At 36.6% G+C, this 15,416-nt stretch carries 23 protein-coding genes; 18 read left to right on the top strand and 5 right to left on the bottom strand.

All coding sequences use genetic code 11. From position 1 onward, the window contains the following. The first annotated feature begins 96 nt into the window (after nucleotides 1–96). Both mntR and PSR14_RS22005 read left to right on the top strand, forming a co-directional pair. The gene (gene mntR, locus PSR14_RS22010; protein ID WP_001143073.1) at nucleotides 97–525 is read left to right on the top strand and encodes a transcriptional regulator MntR; all 429 of its coding nucleotides are present in this window, start codon (nucleotides 97–99) and stop codon (nucleotides 523–525) included. A gap of 53 nt (nucleotides 526–578) precedes the next feature. Continuing rightward, nucleotides 579–1,172 carry an HAD family hydrolase gene (locus PSR14_RS22005; RefSeq protein ID WP_142328667.1) on the top strand — a complete coding sequence of 198 codons (594 nt, stop codon included), beginning with the start codon at nucleotides 579–581 and terminating at the stop codon, nucleotides 1,170–1,172. Between the two features lie 65 nt (nucleotides 1,173–1,237). Here PSR14_RS22005 and PSR14_RS22000 read toward each other — a convergent pair whose 3' ends face one another. Both PSR14_RS22000 and PSR14_RS21995 read right to left on the bottom strand, forming a co-directional pair. After that, nucleotides 1,238–1,639 carry an SA1362 family protein gene (locus PSR14_RS22000; protein ID WP_001014446.1) on the bottom strand — a complete coding sequence of 134 codons (402 nt, stop codon included), beginning with the start codon at nucleotides 1,637–1,639 and terminating at the stop codon, nucleotides 1,238–1,240. A gap of 79 nt (nucleotides 1,640–1,718) precedes the next feature. Further along, nucleotides 1,719–2,639 carry a DUF1385 domain-containing protein gene (locus tag PSR14_RS21995; RefSeq protein WP_000807112.1) on the bottom strand — a complete coding sequence of 307 codons (921 nt, stop codon included), beginning with the start codon at nucleotides 2,637–2,639 and terminating at the stop codon, nucleotides 1,719–1,721. Between the two features lie 244 nt (nucleotides 2,640–2,883). Here PSR14_RS21995 and PSR14_RS21990 point away from each other — a divergent pair, with 244 nt between their 5' ends. The 4 genes from PSR14_RS21990 to efp are packed head-to-tail and all read left to right on the top strand — an operon-like array spanning nucleotide 2,884 to nucleotide 5,510. After that, on the top strand, nucleotides 2,884–3,372 hold the full coding sequence (locus tag PSR14_RS21990; RefSeq protein ID WP_000076575.1) for a YqhR family membrane protein: 489 nt from the start codon (nucleotides 2,884–2,886) through the stop codon (nucleotides 3,370–3,372). A gap of 52 nt (nucleotides 3,373–3,424) precedes the next feature. Further along, nucleotides 3,425–3,865, top strand: a complete 441-nt coding sequence (gene aroQ, locus PSR14_RS21985; protein ID WP_000757088.1) for a type II 3-dehydroquinate dehydratase — start codon at nucleotides 3,425–3,427, stop codon at nucleotides 3,863–3,865. 4 nt (nucleotides 3,866–3,869) lie between these two features. Continuing rightward, nucleotides 3,870–4,931 (top strand): Xaa-Pro dipeptidase, encoded by a 1,062-nt coding sequence (pepQ, locus tag PSR14_RS21980; RefSeq protein WP_000411051.1) that lies wholly within the window; start codon nucleotides 3,870–3,872, stop codon nucleotides 4,929–4,931. A 21-nt stretch (nucleotides 4,932–4,952) separates the two neighbouring features. Beyond that, a complete protein-coding gene (gene efp, locus PSR14_RS21975; RefSeq protein ID WP_000626512.1) occupies nucleotides 4,953–5,510 on the top strand; it encodes an elongation factor P in 558 nt (185 codons plus the stop codon). A 35-nt stretch (nucleotides 5,511–5,545) separates the two neighbouring features. On the opposite strand, the gene PSR14_RS21970 is transcribed toward efp, so the two are convergent. Further along, a complete protein-coding gene (locus PSR14_RS21970; protein WP_000825746.1) occupies nucleotides 5,546–5,848 on the bottom strand; it encodes a hypothetical protein in 303 nt (100 codons plus the stop codon). Continuing rightward, nucleotides 5,829–6,407: a GNAT family N-acetyltransferase gene (locus PSR14_RS21965; RefSeq protein ID WP_001190070.1), complete on the bottom strand. Its 579-nt coding sequence runs from the start codon at nucleotides 6,405–6,407 to the stop codon at nucleotides 5,829–5,831. Before PSR14_RS21965 ends, PSR14_RS21970 begins: the two co-directional genes overlap by 20 nt. A gap of 186 nt (nucleotides 6,408–6,593) precedes the next feature. Here PSR14_RS21965 and PSR14_RS21960 point away from each other — a divergent pair, with 186 nt between their 5' ends. From PSR14_RS21960 to PSR14_RS21920, 9 genes are read left to right on the top strand one after another with little or no spacing between them, the layout of a single operon-like run. Continuing rightward, a complete protein-coding gene (locus PSR14_RS21960) occupies nucleotides 6,594–6,875 on the top strand; it encodes a YqhV family protein (RefSeq protein ID WP_000816054.1) in 282 nt (93 codons plus the stop codon). 28 nt (nucleotides 6,876–6,903) lie between these two features. Further along, the gene (gene spoIIIAA, locus PSR14_RS21955; protein WP_000665886.1) at nucleotides 6,904–7,830 is read left to right on the top strand and encodes a stage III sporulation protein AA; all 927 of its coding nucleotides are present in this window, start codon (nucleotides 6,904–6,906) and stop codon (nucleotides 7,828–7,830) included. Next, entirely contained in the window at nucleotides 7,824–8,339 is a 516-nt protein-coding gene (gene spoIIIAB, locus PSR14_RS21950; RefSeq protein ID WP_000238697.1) for a stage III sporulation protein SpoIIIAB, read from the top strand. The genes spoIIIAA and spoIIIAB overlap by 7 nt, the downstream gene beginning before the upstream one ends. A gap of 14 nt (nucleotides 8,340–8,353) precedes the next feature. Beyond that, a complete protein-coding gene (gene spoIIIAC / locus PSR14_RS21945) occupies nucleotides 8,354–8,557 on the top strand; it encodes a stage III sporulation protein AC (protein WP_000020914.1) in 204 nt (67 codons plus the stop codon). Nucleotides 8,558–8,580: 23 nt separating this feature from the next. Next, nucleotides 8,581–8,964, top strand: coding sequence for a stage III sporulation protein AD (gene spoIIIAD, locus PSR14_RS21940; RefSeq protein ID WP_077317075.1), 384 nt, complete (start codon nucleotides 8,581–8,583; stop codon nucleotides 8,962–8,964). 10 nt (nucleotides 8,965–8,974) lie between these two features. Further along, nucleotides 8,975–10,147 (top strand): stage III sporulation protein AE, encoded by a 1,173-nt coding sequence (spoIIIAE, locus tag PSR14_RS21935; protein WP_000943695.1) that lies wholly within the window; start codon nucleotides 8,975–8,977, stop codon nucleotides 10,145–10,147. Between the two features lie 12 nt (nucleotides 10,148–10,159). Then, nucleotides 10,160–10,792, top strand: coding sequence for a stage III sporulation protein AF (gene spoIIIAF / locus PSR14_RS21930; protein ID WP_001161050.1), 633 nt, complete (start codon nucleotides 10,160–10,162; stop codon nucleotides 10,790–10,792). Continuing rightward, nucleotides 10,782–11,444: a stage III sporulation protein AG gene (gene spoIIIAG, locus PSR14_RS21925; protein WP_000368876.1), complete on the top strand. Its 663-nt coding sequence runs from the start codon at nucleotides 10,782–10,784 to the stop codon at nucleotides 11,442–11,444. Before spoIIIAF ends, spoIIIAG begins: the two co-directional genes overlap by 11 nt. 15 nt (nucleotides 11,445–11,459) lie before the next feature. Then, on the top strand, nucleotides 11,460–12,116 hold the full coding sequence (locus PSR14_RS21920) for a SpoIIIAH-like family protein (RefSeq protein ID WP_000914701.1): 657 nt from the start codon (nucleotides 11,460–11,462) through the stop codon (nucleotides 12,114–12,116). 98 nt (nucleotides 12,117–12,214) lie between these two features. Here the strand turns inward: PSR14_RS21920 and PSR14_RS21915 are convergent, their stop codons facing one another. After that, nucleotides 12,215–12,403 carry a hypothetical protein gene (locus PSR14_RS21915; RefSeq protein WP_002081027.1) on the bottom strand — a complete coding sequence of 63 codons (189 nt, stop codon included), beginning with the start codon at nucleotides 12,401–12,403 and terminating at the stop codon, nucleotides 12,215–12,217. Between the two features lie 469 nt (nucleotides 12,404–12,872). On the opposite strand from PSR14_RS21915, the gene accB reads away from it, so the two are divergent. The 3 genes from accB to PSR14_RS21900 are packed head-to-tail and all read left to right on the top strand — an operon-like array spanning nucleotide 12,873 to nucleotide 15,145. Beyond that, nucleotides 12,873–13,361, top strand: coding sequence for an acetyl-CoA carboxylase biotin carboxyl carrier protein (gene accB, locus PSR14_RS21910; RefSeq protein WP_000472870.1), 489 nt, complete (start codon nucleotides 12,873–12,875; stop codon nucleotides 13,359–13,361). A 16-nt stretch (nucleotides 13,362–13,377) separates the two neighbouring features. After that, entirely contained in the window at nucleotides 13,378–14,730 is a 1,353-nt protein-coding gene (gene accC / locus PSR14_RS21905; protein ID WP_406644058.1) for an acetyl-CoA carboxylase biotin carboxylase subunit, read from the top strand. Between the two features lie 22 nt (nucleotides 14,731–14,752). Beyond that, nucleotides 14,753–15,145: an Asp23/Gls24 family envelope stress response protein gene (locus tag PSR14_RS21900; RefSeq protein ID WP_000807630.1), complete on the top strand. Its 393-nt coding sequence runs from the start codon at nucleotides 14,753–14,755 to the stop codon at nucleotides 15,143–15,145. Nucleotides 15,146–15,416: the final 271 nt, after the last annotated feature.

Here is a 15,416-nt window from a genome sequence, read left to right as displayed (position 1 = left end):
GCTTGTTTTCAACTTGTCACGTTATTCTTTCTGGTGTATCATTTTATTGATTGCTTCGTACGGAATGAGCAAAATGAAATTGGATGGAGGAAACCGATGCCTACCCCTAGTATGGAAGATTATATTGAACAAATTTATTTGTTGATTGATGAAAAGGGTTATGCCCGCGTATCTGATATTGCTGAAGCGCTTAGTGTACATCCATCCTCTGTAACAAAAATGGTGCAAAAATTAGACAAAGATGAATATCTAATTTATGAAAAATATAGAGGGCTTGTATTAACATCAAAAGGTAAAAAAATTGGAGAACGTCTCGTATACCGTCATGACTTGCTAGAGCAATTTATGCGTATTATCGGTGTGGATGAAAGTAAGATTTACAATGATGTAGAAGGAATTGAACATCATTTAAGCTGGGAAGCAATTGATCGCATTGGTGATTTAGTGCAATACTTTGAACAAGATGAGGTTCGAGTGGAAACACTTCGTGGTGTTCAAAAAGCAAATGAAGAGAAAAGTAATTAAAGGGAACGTATGTCGTTTCCTTTTTTATTTCAATCGAAAAGGATGGGAGAATTATGAAAGCAATTATTTTTGATTTTGATGGATTAATTGTGGACACAGAAACAATATGGTTTCACTCTTTCAGAGACGCCGTTCGTGAGTATGGTGGAGATTTACCTTTAGAGGAATTTGCAAAGTGTATTGGAACGACAGATGATGTACTGTATGCATATTTAAATGATCAATTAAAAGAGAAGTTTAACAAGCATGCATTAAAAGAAAAAGTGAAAACTTTACATAAAGAGAAAATGAAAATAACAGAAGCTCGTGACGGGGTAAAAGAATACTTACAAGAAGCGAAAGAAATGGGATTAAAAATCGCATTAGCTTCCAGTTCATCTAGAGAATGGGTTATTCCTTTTTTGGAAGAGCTACAAATTCGAGATTATTTTGAAGTCATTAAAACGAGAGAAGATGTTGAGAAGGTAAAACCAGATCCAGCACTTTACCGAGTGGCAATAGAAGGTTTAGGGATAGATTCGTCTGAAGCCGTTGTATTTGAAGACTCGTTAAACGGATTGAAAGCAGCAATTGCGGCAGGGTTAACGTGCGTTGTTGTACCGAATGATGTAACACGGAATTTACCCTTTGAAAATCATCATCTTTGAATTGAAAGTATGAAAGATAAAAGCTTGAAAGAAGTACTGCAAAATATAAAGAAAGACCGTATTTCCTAAAAGGAAGCACGGTCTTTCTTTTTGTTTTTTTTACCTTCAATGACAGTTAAATGAGATTGTTTTCTTTTTCGCTTTAAAGAAGAAAGATTCCCTTTTTTCCCTTTGTCATTAGAAGCGTTTGATTTAAAGAAAGAATTGCTTAGGGGTGCTACATTTTGTTTCCCATGCTTGCGGCTCGATTGTTTTGCAGCGCGCTTATATGAGCTTTGCGAATTTGCTGAACCGCTAGAGTTTGTAAACATTTTGTAGAGTAAATAAAAGATACCAACGACAGCCAACATGATACCAATATTTCTTAACACTCCCATTGGATCTGTAATGACAGATGAAACAAGGCCGAATATTGCTAATCCGATAATAAGCACAAATATAGCGAAAGTAAACGAACGACCGTTCATAAGGAACACCTCCTAAAAACATATATTAAAATTAGTATATTAACGATGAGGAAAGGAGTTGAACACCATTTTTAAATAATTATTGTTTGTTTTCTAAACGTAATAATTCTTCAAACGATGCAATGGCTACTTCCACTTGATCATCTGTTGGTTCTTTCGTTGTTAATAGTTGTAGCCATAATCCGGGATATCCAAGTATGCGTAATACTGGAATATCGCGTAATCGATTCGTAAATTGTAACACTTCAAAAGAAATACCGAGAACGACTGGAATTAATAAAATTCGGTTTACCACTCTGGCCCAAAGTGGATCTGTAGGGACAAGGAAATAAACAAACATTCCAATAATGACTGTAAATATAATGAAGCTACTGCCACAACGATAATGAAGGCGAGTTTGTTTTTGAACATTTTCTACAGTCAATGAAAGATTATTCTCATAGGCATTAATTACTTTATGCTCCGCACCATGGTACTGAAATACCCGCTTAATGAGTGGCGTTAAAGAAATAAAGTATATATAGCTCAGTAATAACATGAGCTTAATGACACTTTCGACAATGATTTGCCCTGTATGAGATGGGAAAATCGGTCTCGTTAATTCAGCTAGTAATGCAGGAACTGCTGTGAAAATGACTTTACCGAATATGAAAGATAAAACGCCAACTGCTGCAACTCCTAATACCATCGTTAACTTCGATTGTTCTTCTTTTTTATTTGCAATTTGTTCATCTTCTTCTGGGTGAACATCAAATCGTTCTGAAGCAAAGTTTAAATGTTTTGCCCCGTTCGCGCTTGCATCCACAATAGCGGCAATCCCTCGTAAAAATGGAATTTTTTTCAGGATAGATAATGCTTTATTACGAACGCGTGGTAATCGATAAAATTCAATCGATTTATCTTTACGACGAACTGCTGTAACAGTATATTCTCTACCGCCAAACATAACTCCTTCTATGACTGCTTGCCCGCCATATATTTGTTTTGACTCTTCTGCCATGTTAACACCAACCTGTATTTGTTTCTCTCTTATGTAGAAAAAGAGGCAATTGTCATACTGGGTTCTGTCGTTTTGAAATAAGACAATCACCGAGTTTCCTTTATTTTATCGACAAATACAAGTAGATGACAAGGAAAAATGTTACGAGAGTCGGACATTTCTTATTCTTTTTATAGACAAATTTCGCAGTGTTTAAACATGGTTCAAAATAGTTTCGGGCATACTATTGAGCGGAGGTGTTGATGTGAGTCAAGAACATATAGGAACAAGAAATTTTGTGCAAATTGGTTTATTTGGTGGACTCTTTTGGGGAGGAATATGGTATTTCCTTCATATATTTTCATTTACAGAAGCGGGACCGAACTATTTACTTCTACCATTTGCCTTTGGAAGTTGGAAAGAAGGGGTATGGGGAAATGTGTCAGGAATTGTTTGTATGGGACTACTTTCGATTTTAATTGCCTTTTTGTATAAAGCGTTTTTGGCAAAGTTTGAAGGAATTCTGCCAGGGATTATTTATGGTCTATTTTGGTGGGCGTTACTATTTTTCGGAGTGGGGTTAATAGCGCCTGCTATTAAAAGTGCACTCCATTTACCGAAAGAAACAATTGTGACGACGATATGCATTTTTATATTGTATGGTGTATTTATAGCATACTCTGTTTCTTACGCAGTAAATACCAATAAGGCCGAGCGAGAAGGGGAAGAGAAGACAAACTATTCAAACAAGTAACTCCTATGTTAAAATGTTATATAGACATTTAATATTAAGGAGTTTTAAGCATATGAAAAAGGTACTCCTCGTAAACGGTCCTAACCTAAATCGCCTCGGTGTCAGAGAGGTAAATGTATATGGAAAGGGCACGCTAGCGACACTTGAAGCAGATATGAAGCAAGAAGCAGAAACAATGGGAGTGGAGTTAGAATGTTTCCAATCGAATCATGAAGGTGCGATTATCGATCGTATTCATGAGGCGGAAGATATATATGAAGGGATCATTTTAAATCCTGGAGCATTTACGCATTATAGCTATGCGATTCGAGATGCAATTGCAAGCATTTCGATTCCTGTTATTGAAGTACATATTTCTAACATTCATCAGCGTGAGTCGTTCCGTCACGAATCTGTGACGGCAGCTGTTTGTGTGGGACAAATTGTTGGATTTGGTTTTTATGGCTATAAGTTAGCGTTATTTGCATTAATGGAGAAATTGAGGGAGGCATAAAGTAATGGAGAAAATCGAAAGATTAAGAAGTGCATTTGATGAGGCTGGTATTGACGGTATTTTATTAACAAATGAACATAGTCGTAGATATATGGCTAACTTCACAGGAACAGCTGGTGTTGTACTCATTTCGAAAAACCGCGCTCAATTTATTACAGATTTCCGTTACGTAGAGCAAGCTACTAAACAAGCGGTTGGATACGAGATTGTACAGCATGCGGGATTAATTATCGATGAAGTTGCAAAGCAAGTGAAAGAATTAGGAATTCAAAAGCTTGGCTTTGAGCAAGATACTCTTACATATAGTTCTTATTCAGCTCATAAAGAAGCGATCGATGCTGAATTTATCCCAACTTCTGGGCTTGTAGAAAAGTTACGCTTGATAAAGACTGATTCAGAGATTAAGATATTAAAGGAAGCTGCACAGATTGCAGATGCTGCCTTTGAACATATTCTATCATTCATTCGCCCGGGAGTATCTGAAATTGAAGTGTCAAATGAACTTGAATTTTTCATGAGAAAACAAGGAGCAACATCTTCTTCGTTTGATATTATCGTTGCTTCAGGTCTTCGTTCGGCATTACCGCACGGCGTGGCATCTGAAAAAGTGATAGAAACAGGAGATTTCGTTACATTAGACTTCGGCGCTTATTACAAAGGATATTGCTCTGATATTACTCGTACGATTGCAGTTGGTGAACCATCTGATAAATTGAAAGAAATTTATAATATCGTTTTAGAAGCACAATTACGTGGTGTGAACGGTATTAAAGCTGGTTTAACTGGCCGTGAAGCGGATGCGTTAACGCGTGATTACATAACGGAAAAAGGATACGGTGAATACTTCGGACATTCTACTGGTCATGGAATCGGTCTTGAAATCCATGAAGCACCAGGTTTAGCATTCCGTTCTGATACAGTACTTGAACCAGGTATGGCTGTAACAGTAGAGCCAGGTATTTATATTCCAGGTATTGGCGGCGTACGTATTGAAGATGATATCATTGTGACAAGTGAAGGTAATGAAGTAATTACGAAATCACCAAAAGAACTTATTATTTTGTAATACACAGGAGGATTTTTTTACATGATTTCAGTAAACGATTTTCGTACAGGTTTAACAATTGCAGTGGATAATGGCCTTTGGCAAGTACTTGATTTCCAACACGTAAAGCCAGGTAAAGGTGCTGCATTCGTTCGTTCTAAACTACGTAACCTTCGCACAGGTTCTGTTCAAGAGAAAACATTCCGTGCTGGTGAGAAAGTAGAAAAAGCACACATCGAAAACCGTCGTATGCAATACTTATACGCAAGCGGTGAGTCTCACGTATTTATGGATAACGGAACTTATGAGCAAATCGAACTTGGTGAAAAACAAATCGAGCGCGAGCTTAAATTCCTAAAAGAAAACATGGAAGTATCTATTATGACTTACCAAGGCGAAGTACTTGGTGTTGAACTTCCAAACACAGTTGAATTACAAGTTACAGAAACAGAGCCAGGTATTAAAGGTGATACTGCTTCTAACGTAACAAAACCAGCTACATTAGAAACTGGCCTTGTTGTACAAGTACCAATCTTCATTAACGAAGGCGAAACACTTATCATCAACACTGGTGAAGGTAAATACGTTTCTCGTGCATAGTAGAAAAGCACTCGTGATTATCACGAGTGCTTTTTTTATAGAAAATAGGGCAAATAATAAATAGTAGTTATTATAAAACTGAAAGCTGTAAGACTAGCAGCACCTGTTGTGTAAGGACCCCATGTCATTTGAAATGGTTTTACTGTACCTGTTTTATATATAGTGTGATCAATGTTGTTATTTTGGCTTATATTTAAAGCAACGAGCCAAATTGCCCCGAATATCGCTAAACTACCAAGGAAAAAGGCTTCCATGAATGACCAGCCGACCAATGATGAAAAAAGATAAATAAGAGTTACTTCTACTACGATTGTTAAACTAATTTTTAATCTCTTCATATTTTTCCTCCTCATTTTGTAATTCCAACCAGTTTAAAAATTTTTCACGTGACACGACGTGCAGAGAGCAAGGTGACCTTACTTCTTTCTCTAGTGCAGCGTGTTCGTCTGGAAATTTGTTTTCCACATGCAATGAAATATAAGGTAGTTTTTCTTGTGCTTTTAAAGAGCGAATATTATTCGTTTTAGCACCAGCAAATACATAGGAAAGTTGTAAGTCTAAAAAAGCAATCTTAAAAATTTCTTTTTTTGCAGCCTCATTATATCCTTTTCCCCAGTATGGATAGCCGAGCCAGCTGCCAATGTGAGATTGTTTCTTCTCATAATTAATATGTTTAAGTGTGGTGAGACCAATTATTTCATTCTCTGCATTTACAATCACTCTCGATAAAGACTTCTTTTGGTGTTCTTCTTCTATGGCGAAAAGAAGGAATGCTTTCGTGTCTTCGATTGTTTCTACTTTTATTCCTAATGCGTTTTTTACATGTGGATCACTTGATAGCTTGAAAATCGCATTTGCATAACGGAAATCGAGTGGTAGTAAAGTAACTCGTTGCATCATTTTCCCTCCTTTTCAATAAATATACCATAAAATACCATTATTATTAAGAATATTCAAATTATTATAGGCGGTAGATAAAAATTATGTTTTTAATTCTGAAATAGACAACCTCTGCATATGGTTGTACAAATATATTCTTTTTTAGCACATGCACTAGTAACCGTTATGGGAGAAGGTGGGAGAATGAAACAGTGGCTAGCGGCAATGGAAACATCTGTGCTTGTAATGGGGCTACTTCGGTTGTTTTCAGGTAGCGCGGAAATATTCGCCGCTTTGCTTATGCTTTATGTGAATGATGCGAAGAAAGCATTGTTTATAAATGGTATGTTGGCGTTTGTTGGACCGACCGTATTAATTTTAACAATGACAATAGGCATAGCGAGTGTGGCAAGTGAGATCTCTTTCTTGAAACTCTTTTTTCTAGCGCTTGGAATTGGCTGCATTTTTATCGCGTTGTTGAAATAAGTAAGTCGAGTATAGTGGGGCGAAGCTGATGAAAGAAGTATTAGAAGTTTTACCAAAAACGATGAAGCAGTTAGTGGAAAATTGTAAGCAGTACGATGCTCTAGAGGAAATCCGTGTTCGAATTGGAAGACCGCTAGAGTGTATTGCTCAAGGTGAAGTGTTTTTTTATGACTATATCGTTACAGCAGAGGATGCTATTTACTTATTGAATAAGTTAAGTCACTTCTCAATTTATACAATGGAAGAAGAATTAAAGCGTGGGTATGTGACACTCCGAGGTGGGCATAGAATAGGCTTAGCAGGAAAAGTTATTACAGAAAAAAGCACAGTGAAAATGATTCGAGATGTCTCTTCCTTTAATATTCGTATTGCTCGTCAAAAAATAGGCATTGCTGAACCGCTTTTGCCCTATTTGTATGAATCACGATGGTTAAACACGATGGTAATTGGCCCGCCGCAAACGGGGAAAACAACACTTTTAAGAGATGTAGCACGTTGCATGAGTCAAGGTGTAAGTACTTCGAAAATTCCTTCTTGTAAAGTCGGGATTGTTGATGAACGGTCAGAAATTGCTGGCTGTGTGAAAGGCATCCCGCAATATGACTTTGGCACACGAGTAGATGTGTTAGATGCATGTCCAAAAGCTGAAGGAATGATGATGATGATCCGTTCTATGAGCCCAGATATATTAATTGTGGATGAAATTGGTCGTAAAGAAGATAGTGAAGCAATTATGGAGGCTGTACATGCAGGGGTTCAGCTTTTTATAAGTGCACATGGATTTTCCTATGATGATGTTGTGAAACGCCCATCATTAAAGGCAGTGCTAGAGCTCGGCATTTTTGATAGGTTTGTGGAATTGTCAAAAGCAAGAGGGCCAGGAACAGTTATGCAAGTGAAAGATAAATATGGAAAACCGGTATTACCTCATAGAAAGGCTGAGGGCGTATGGTGAAAATATTTGGTGCAGTGTTAATCGTTGCGGTCAGCACCTTTTTCGGGTTTTCATACGCCAAAAGATACAGTGAGAGACCGAGGCAACTTAGATTATTAAAAGCGGCACTGCAATCATTAGAGGCAGAAATTATGTATGGGCATACACCATTGTCTGAAGCCGCTGAGCGATTAGTGAAACAAATGCCGAAGCCGTTAAATTGGATATTTCAAAGTTTCGCTAGCAGGCTAGAAAGTGGAGAACAAACAGTTAGAGAAGCTTGGATAGATAGTTTGAAAGAAAATTGGAAGCTAACAGCATTTCAACAAACTGAGTATGAGATTTTGCAGCAATTTGGTGAAACGCTCGGACAACATGATCGTGAATCACAACAAAAACATATTCGGTTATGTATTACACATTTAGAGAGAGAAGAAGAAGAAGCGAAAGCATTACAGCTGCAATATGAAAAGATGATTAAGAGCTTAGGAGTACTAGCGGGGCTACTTATTGTAATTTTACTGCTATAGGGGGGAGAAAGGCGATGTCCATTGATGTTGGATTAATATTTCAAATCGCCGGAATCGGCATTGTTTTAGCTTTCATTCATACTGTACTAAAAGAATTAAAGCGTGAGGATATTGCAAATTGGGTTATCCTCGTCGGTTTTGTCGTTATTTTATTTCATGTCGCATTTTTAATTAATACACTATTCGACAAGATTAAAAGTGTCTTTCTCTTCCAGTAAAGGGGGCGGTTCGAATCGAAATTATACAAATTGTCGGATTAGGCCTCGTTGCTACGTTTTTAGCGGCTGTATTGAATCAGCATAAATCTAGCATTACGTCATTATTTATTGTGTTCGTAGGTAGCGTAATGTTCCTTCTTTTAATCGATCAAATTCACGCTATTTTACAAATGATTGAGAGAGTAGCGAGTGAAGCGAAAGTTAGCAACGTATATGTAGAAACGTTGCTAAAAATTATTGGGATTGCTTATATCGCTGAGTTTGGAGCGCAAATTACAAAGGATGCAGGGCAGGGGGCAATCGCTTCGAAAATTGAATTAGCTGGAAAGATTTTAATTCTCGTTATGGCGATCCCTATTTTGACGGTTGTAATTGAAACTATTCTCGGATTTTTACCGACGGGATAAGGGGGAGTGAATGTTGAGGGGGTTTGGAGCTAAGCTGCTATTTGCTTGCTTCCTTTTCTTTTCTTTACCAGTTGTTGTACAAGCTTCTCCTGTAGAGACAAACGTCGTTGATCAACAATTGGATAAGCTCGGAATTGAAGATGTGAAGCAATTTTGGGACGGGCTTGTTACAAAATATGGAGGTTACTTACCAGAGAGTCAAAAAGGTAGCTTTATGGAGTTTGTAAAGGGAGAAAAAGAAATCTCTATAAAAGAGTGGATGCTAGGTTTATTAAAGTACTTATTTCACGAACTTGTTGCAAATGGGAAACTACTCGGAACGCTCATTATGCTCACAATTTTTAGTGCATTGTTGCAATCACTGCAATCTGCATTTTCAAAGAGTAGCGTAAGCAAAATAGCCGATGCAGTTGTATATATGGTACTAATTATTTTCGCTTTAAATAGCTTTTATGTCGTTATGACATATGCAAGAGAAACGATACAAACAATGGTAGATTTCATATTAGCGTTATTACCTATCTTGCTTGCACTCATAGCGACAGGTGGTGGCGTTGTATCCGTATCGTTTTTTCATCCGATTATCATCTTCTTAATGAATACGAGTGGGCTTTTGATGAATTATATCGTTCTACCACTTTTATTACTTGCAACGATATTAAGTATTGTAAGTACGATGAGTGATCAATATAAAGTTACGAAATTGTCCAAGCTTCTGCAAAACGTTAGCGTCGGGATTATCGGTATCTTTTTAACGATTTTTTTAGGCGTATTATCTGTACAAGGAACAGCGACAGCTGTTGCGGATGGAATCGCTGTGAAAACAGCTAAATTTGTAACAGGAAACTTTATTCCCGTAGTAGGAAGAATGTTTACAGAGGCGGCGGATACAGTTATTAGTGCGTCGGGATTATTAAAAAACACAGTCGGAATTATCGGACTCGTCATTCTATGTTTAATTGTCGCTTTTCCAGCGATTCAAATTTTTTGCATCGCATTTATTTATAAGTTCGCAGCAGCAGTATTGCAACCAGTTGGCGGCGGAGCAATCATTCAATGTTTAGATATCATTGGACGGAGCATCATTTATGTATTTGCTTGCTTAGCTATCGTATCGTTTATGTTCTTTTTAAGTATCACAATTATTATTGCTGCGGGGAACATTACACTTATGATGCGGTAGGAGGTGAAGGGTATGCAATTTGTTACAGAGTGGATTAGAAATATTATCGTTTTTTTACTCTTAGCGACAATGCTTCATCTTATTCTTCCAAATTCCAATTTGCAAAAGTACGTTAAATTCGTTGTAAGTCTATTATTAGTTGTTTTAATTTTAACGCCTCTATTTAAACTATTGCAAACAGATGTAAATGAAGTAATCGCAAATTTTAATGAAGAGAAGTACGTAGCAGAAGGATCTGTAAAAAATTCAATAGATTCGAAGAAAAAAGAAATACAAGCTCTAACACGTGCATATAGTTTAGAAGAGATGGCTACCAAAATGAAAAAAGAAGTAGGAAAAGAGTTTGAGAAACAGTATGGTATGTCAGTCTCTGAAATACAAATAGTCGCAGCGGAAAGCACAGCGGAAGTAAAGTCAGCGAAAGATATTCAATCTGTTGTTGTGACGTTGAAAGAAAAAGAACGTAGTAAAAATGATGCAATCGAAACAGTAAAACCAGTTGAAATTAATACGAAAGAACCACCGAAAAAAGTAGAGGAAACGAATGGAGAAATGAAAGACTTCTTTTCAAGCAGGTGGCAACTAGAGAATAAACAAATCCAAGTTCAAATGGAAGGGAGGACAGGTAGAGTAAATGGACAATAAAGATAAAAATTCGAAGTTCTCATTTTTTCGAAACTTATTGAATGGAGATGAAAAAGAAAGTAATGAGAAGGGGAAAAAGGTAACACCTAAGTTCTTACTTGTCCTACTCATACTTGGAATGTTGCTTATGTTTTCTAGTAGTTTCTTTTCAAGTAAAAAAGAAGAAGTACCTGTATTTAAAGAACAAAAAACTCAAAACCAAGAAAAAGACGTACCAACTTTTGGACAAAAAAATAATGATAATATGTCAAATGTAGAAAAATATGAAAAAGCGTATGAACAAGAATTAAAAGCAGCCTTAGAAGAAATAGCAGGAGTAAAAGATGTAACGATTAATGTAAATTTAGACTCATCAGAGGAAAAAATATTAGAAAAAAATACAGTGAAACGTTCACAAACAACAGGTGAAACAGATAAAACAGGTGGCAAGAGGGAAGTAGAAGATGAGTCTCTTGATGAAAAGACAGTCATTATACGTGAAGGGGATAAAGAAACTCCCGTTGTTTTACGAACAGAGAAACCGAAAGTGCGAGGGGTTCTTGTCGTAGCAAAGGGAGTGGATAATATACAAGTTAAAGCGATGGTAAAAGAAGCTGTCATACGGCTACTAGATGTACCAGCCCATCGCGTTTCAGTTTCACCGAAAAATTGATAGGGAGGAAATAAAGTGTTAAAAAAACAAACGGTTTGGCTATTAACGATGTTAAGTTTAGTTGTTGTACTATCTGTGTATTACGTAACAACTCCAGACAAAATGAATACAGCATCGCCGGCAACAGGTGAAAAGATTGGACAAGAAAAACAAGGTACTGATAAAGCAGTAACAAACGAAGCACCTAAAGAAACGCCTAAAAAAGAAAATACAAACAAGGAAACATCAAATAAAGAAACAAACAAAGAAACAGATAAAAAAGAGAGTGCTACAAAAGAAACAAGCAAAAAAGAAGCTAACGTAACAGTTCAATCAAGTGATGAAAATTTCACAGCATTACGTATGCAAATGGAAGATCAGCGAAGTGAACAAAAAGCAAAATTACAAGAAGTGATGAGTTCAACAAAAGCTTCAGCAACAGAAAAGAATAAAGCGAAAGAAAATTTTGATGCAATCACTACAATGGAAACGAAGCAAGAATTACTTGAGACAGTAATTAAATCTCAAGGTGGATATAAAGATGCCCTTGTAAGAGCTGATGGAACTGACATTAAAGTAACTGTAAAAGCAGCAAAACATTCACAAAAAGAAGCGAATAAAATTATACAACTTGTAAGAAGTGAAGGCGGATCAAAAGATGTAGGTGTAAAATTTGATCCACCAACAAAATAAAACGAATAATCCGCGGGGAATTCCTCCGCGGATTATTCGTTTTTAGTAATCGGATTGTTTGAAAATAGTTAGATAAAAATAATAATAGAAAAAAGCTATCATTTTCGATAGCTTTTTTCTGTTTCGTCTTTGTTTTTACTATGTTCAACTCGGAACGGAGAAATACGTTGTGAGTAAAAGATTAGCGGTTCATGGTAGTGATGATTACTTTTTCCGGATTTGACGTGGATGAAGAGAACGAATGCCCAGACCATTACGGCAGGTAAGAAGAGAATGAGCCATATCATATGTCCACACCTCGATACGATATATTTTCTACACTTTGAACATACTATTCTTATATGAAGGAATAATGAACGACGTGTAAACAAAAAAATAATATTTGGTAAAAATACGTTATTGACTATAGATGAGGTGACGAGTAAAGCGGTAATGGTAGGTTTACTTTATAGTATTTTGAAAAGTAAGGAATGTTTTTTCGGAAGTGGTCTTGCCAATTTTGTGTGAAACTTGGTATTATTACTAGGTAATAAATTTTTATTGGAATAATATTTTTACAGGAGTTTCGATTTATTATAAAGAAATATAAATTGGAATGTTTAAAAAATTTATCGTAAGATGGAAATAGTAACTATTTCTATTAGTAAATGAAATACATTTTCTAATAGAGTACATCGTATTTTTACAGTCAATCTAGTTTTAGTGAAGAGAAATCTGTAAAAACGGGACAAACAAGAGTATGGGAGTGGATTTTACATGTTTAAAATTCAAGAAGTTCGTGAATTAATTAAATTAATTGATAGCTCTAATATTGATGAATTTGAATACAAAAAAGATGGTACGACAATCAAAATGAAAAAGCGTGGCAATGAAGTTGTTGCGGTGCAAGCACCTGTAGCAAAACAAGCCGTGCAACCAGTAGCACCTGTTGAAGTTGAAACGACAGTAGCGGCAGCACAAGTGGAAGTGCCAAAACAAGAAGAGAAAAAAGCTGTTCAGAATGAAAACCTACATAAAATTACATCACCAATGGTAGGTACATTCTATTCTTCTTCTTCTCCTGATACGCCTCCATATGTAAGTGTTGGGGATAGAGTATCGAAAGATTCTATCGTATGTATTGTCGAGGCTATGAAGTTATTTAACGAAATCGATGCAGATGTAGATGGAGAAATTGTTGAGATTCTTGTTAATAACGGACAGCTTGTTGAGTATGGACAACCGCTATTTCTTGTAAAAGCGTAATAAGGGAGTCTTTGTGATGATAAAAAAAGTATTAATAGCCAATCGTGGGGAAATTGCTGTACGAATTATTCGTGCTTGTAAAGAAATGGATATTGAAACGGTCGCAATTTATTCAGAAGCGGATAAAGAGTCACTTCACGTACAAATTGCTGATGAGGCGTATTGTGTAGGACCAACGATTTCGAAAGAAAGCTATTTAAATTTGACGAACATTATTAGTGTTGCGAAGTTAACAGGCTGCGATGCAATTCATCCAGGATACGGATTTTTAGCAGAGAATGCAGATTTTGCAGAGTTATGCCGTGAATGTAACTTAATTTTTATCGGTCCAAGTCCAGAAGCTATTTCAAAGATGGGCACAAAAGACGTTGCTCGTGATACAATGAAAGAAGCAGGGGTTCCGATTGTACCAGGTTCACAAGGAATTATTAAAAATACCGAAGAAGCGATCAAACTTGCGAATCAAATTGGATATCCTGTTATTATTAAAGCAACTGCAGGTGGCGGAGGAAAAGGTATTCGTGTTGCGCGCCATGAAGAGGAGCTTGTAAAAGGAATTCAAATTACACAGCAAGAAGCTAGTACCGCTTTTGGGAACCCTAGTGTATACTTAGAAAAGTACGTTGAAGATTTCCGCCATGTTGAGATTCAAATAATGGCAGATACACACGGAAATGCCATTCATTTAGGAGAGCGTGATTGTACGATTCAGCGCCGCTTGCAAAAACTACTAGAAGAAAGTCCATCACCAGCACTTGATGAAAATGTGCGTAAGCAGATGGGTGAGGCGGCAGTTAAAGCGGCGGTAGCGGTTGATTATACAGGTGCTGGTACGGTTGAGTTTATTTATGAATATAAAACGAAAAGCTTTTATTTCATGGAGATGAATACGAGAATCCAAGTTGAGCATCCAGTTACTGAAATGGTAACAGGGGTAGACTTAATTAAAGAACAAATTCTTGTTGCTTCTGGAGAAAAGTTATCGTTACAGCAAGAAGAAGTACAATTTAATGGTTGGGCAATTGAATGCCGAATTAATGCGGAAAACCCTGCCAAAAAATTTATGCCATCTCCAGGTAAAGTAGAAATGTACTTGCCACCAGGCGGATTTGGTATTCGCGTCGATTCAGCTGTATATCCGGGATATTCAATCCCACCTTTCTATGATTCGATGGTTGCTAAATTAATTGTTCACGGAAAAACACGTGAAGAGGCAATTGCAAAAATGAAGCGTGCACTCAGTGAGTTTGTCGTTGAAGGCGTACATACAACAATCCCGTTCCATTTGCAATTGTTAGATCATCCTGATTTTGTAAAAGGTGAGTTTAATACGAAATTTTTGGAAGAGCATGAACTTGTGACGCAGTGATACATTAAAGGAGGTTTTTTTCATGGCTGAACATATGTTAGATATGGGTCAAGATACAACTCTTGGTAAAGTAGAAATTGCACCAGAAGTAATTGAAGTAATCGCAGGTATTGCAGCTGCTGAGGTAGAAGGCGTAGCGGCAATGCGTGGTAATTTTGCTACAGATGTTGTTGAGAAGTTAGGTAAGAAAAATCATGGTAAAGGTGTAAAGGTTGAATTAGCAAACGAAGATATTATCGTTGACCTTTATGTTGTAATGTATTTTGGCGTAGCAATTCCAGTTGTTGCACAAAAGATTCAAGACAACATTCGCCAAGCACTCTTTACAATGACAGGGCTTGAGCCAAAAGAAGTGAATGTTCACATCGTTGGCGTAACATTCGAAACACAAAAAACAGAAATCGAACCAGTGTAAGAATGAAAAAGGTGCCTAGTAACATAGGCATCTTTTTTATCGTTTCATTTCTTCACAAATTACAACCCTCTAATTATTATACTATTTCAAAAAATGAGAAATAAAAAAGAAAATGTTTCGTTTTACCAAAAAACGTACATTGTGATAAGATATGGAACTTGAAGTTAATCTTTTTATTATTTTTCAGCCTTGTAACCCGTGTGTGAAACGATAAATTGTGTTATTATCATTGTATTATAAGGTTGGAAAATCAATGAAAACTGTAAGAGTA

This window comes from Bacillus sp. A01H (assembly GCF_045277205.1).
Classification (GTDB): domain Bacteria; phylum Bacillota; class Bacilli; order Bacillales; family Bacillaceae_G; genus Bacillus_A; species Bacillus_A paranthracis.
This window is presented reverse-complemented; position numbering and strand designations above follow the sequence as displayed.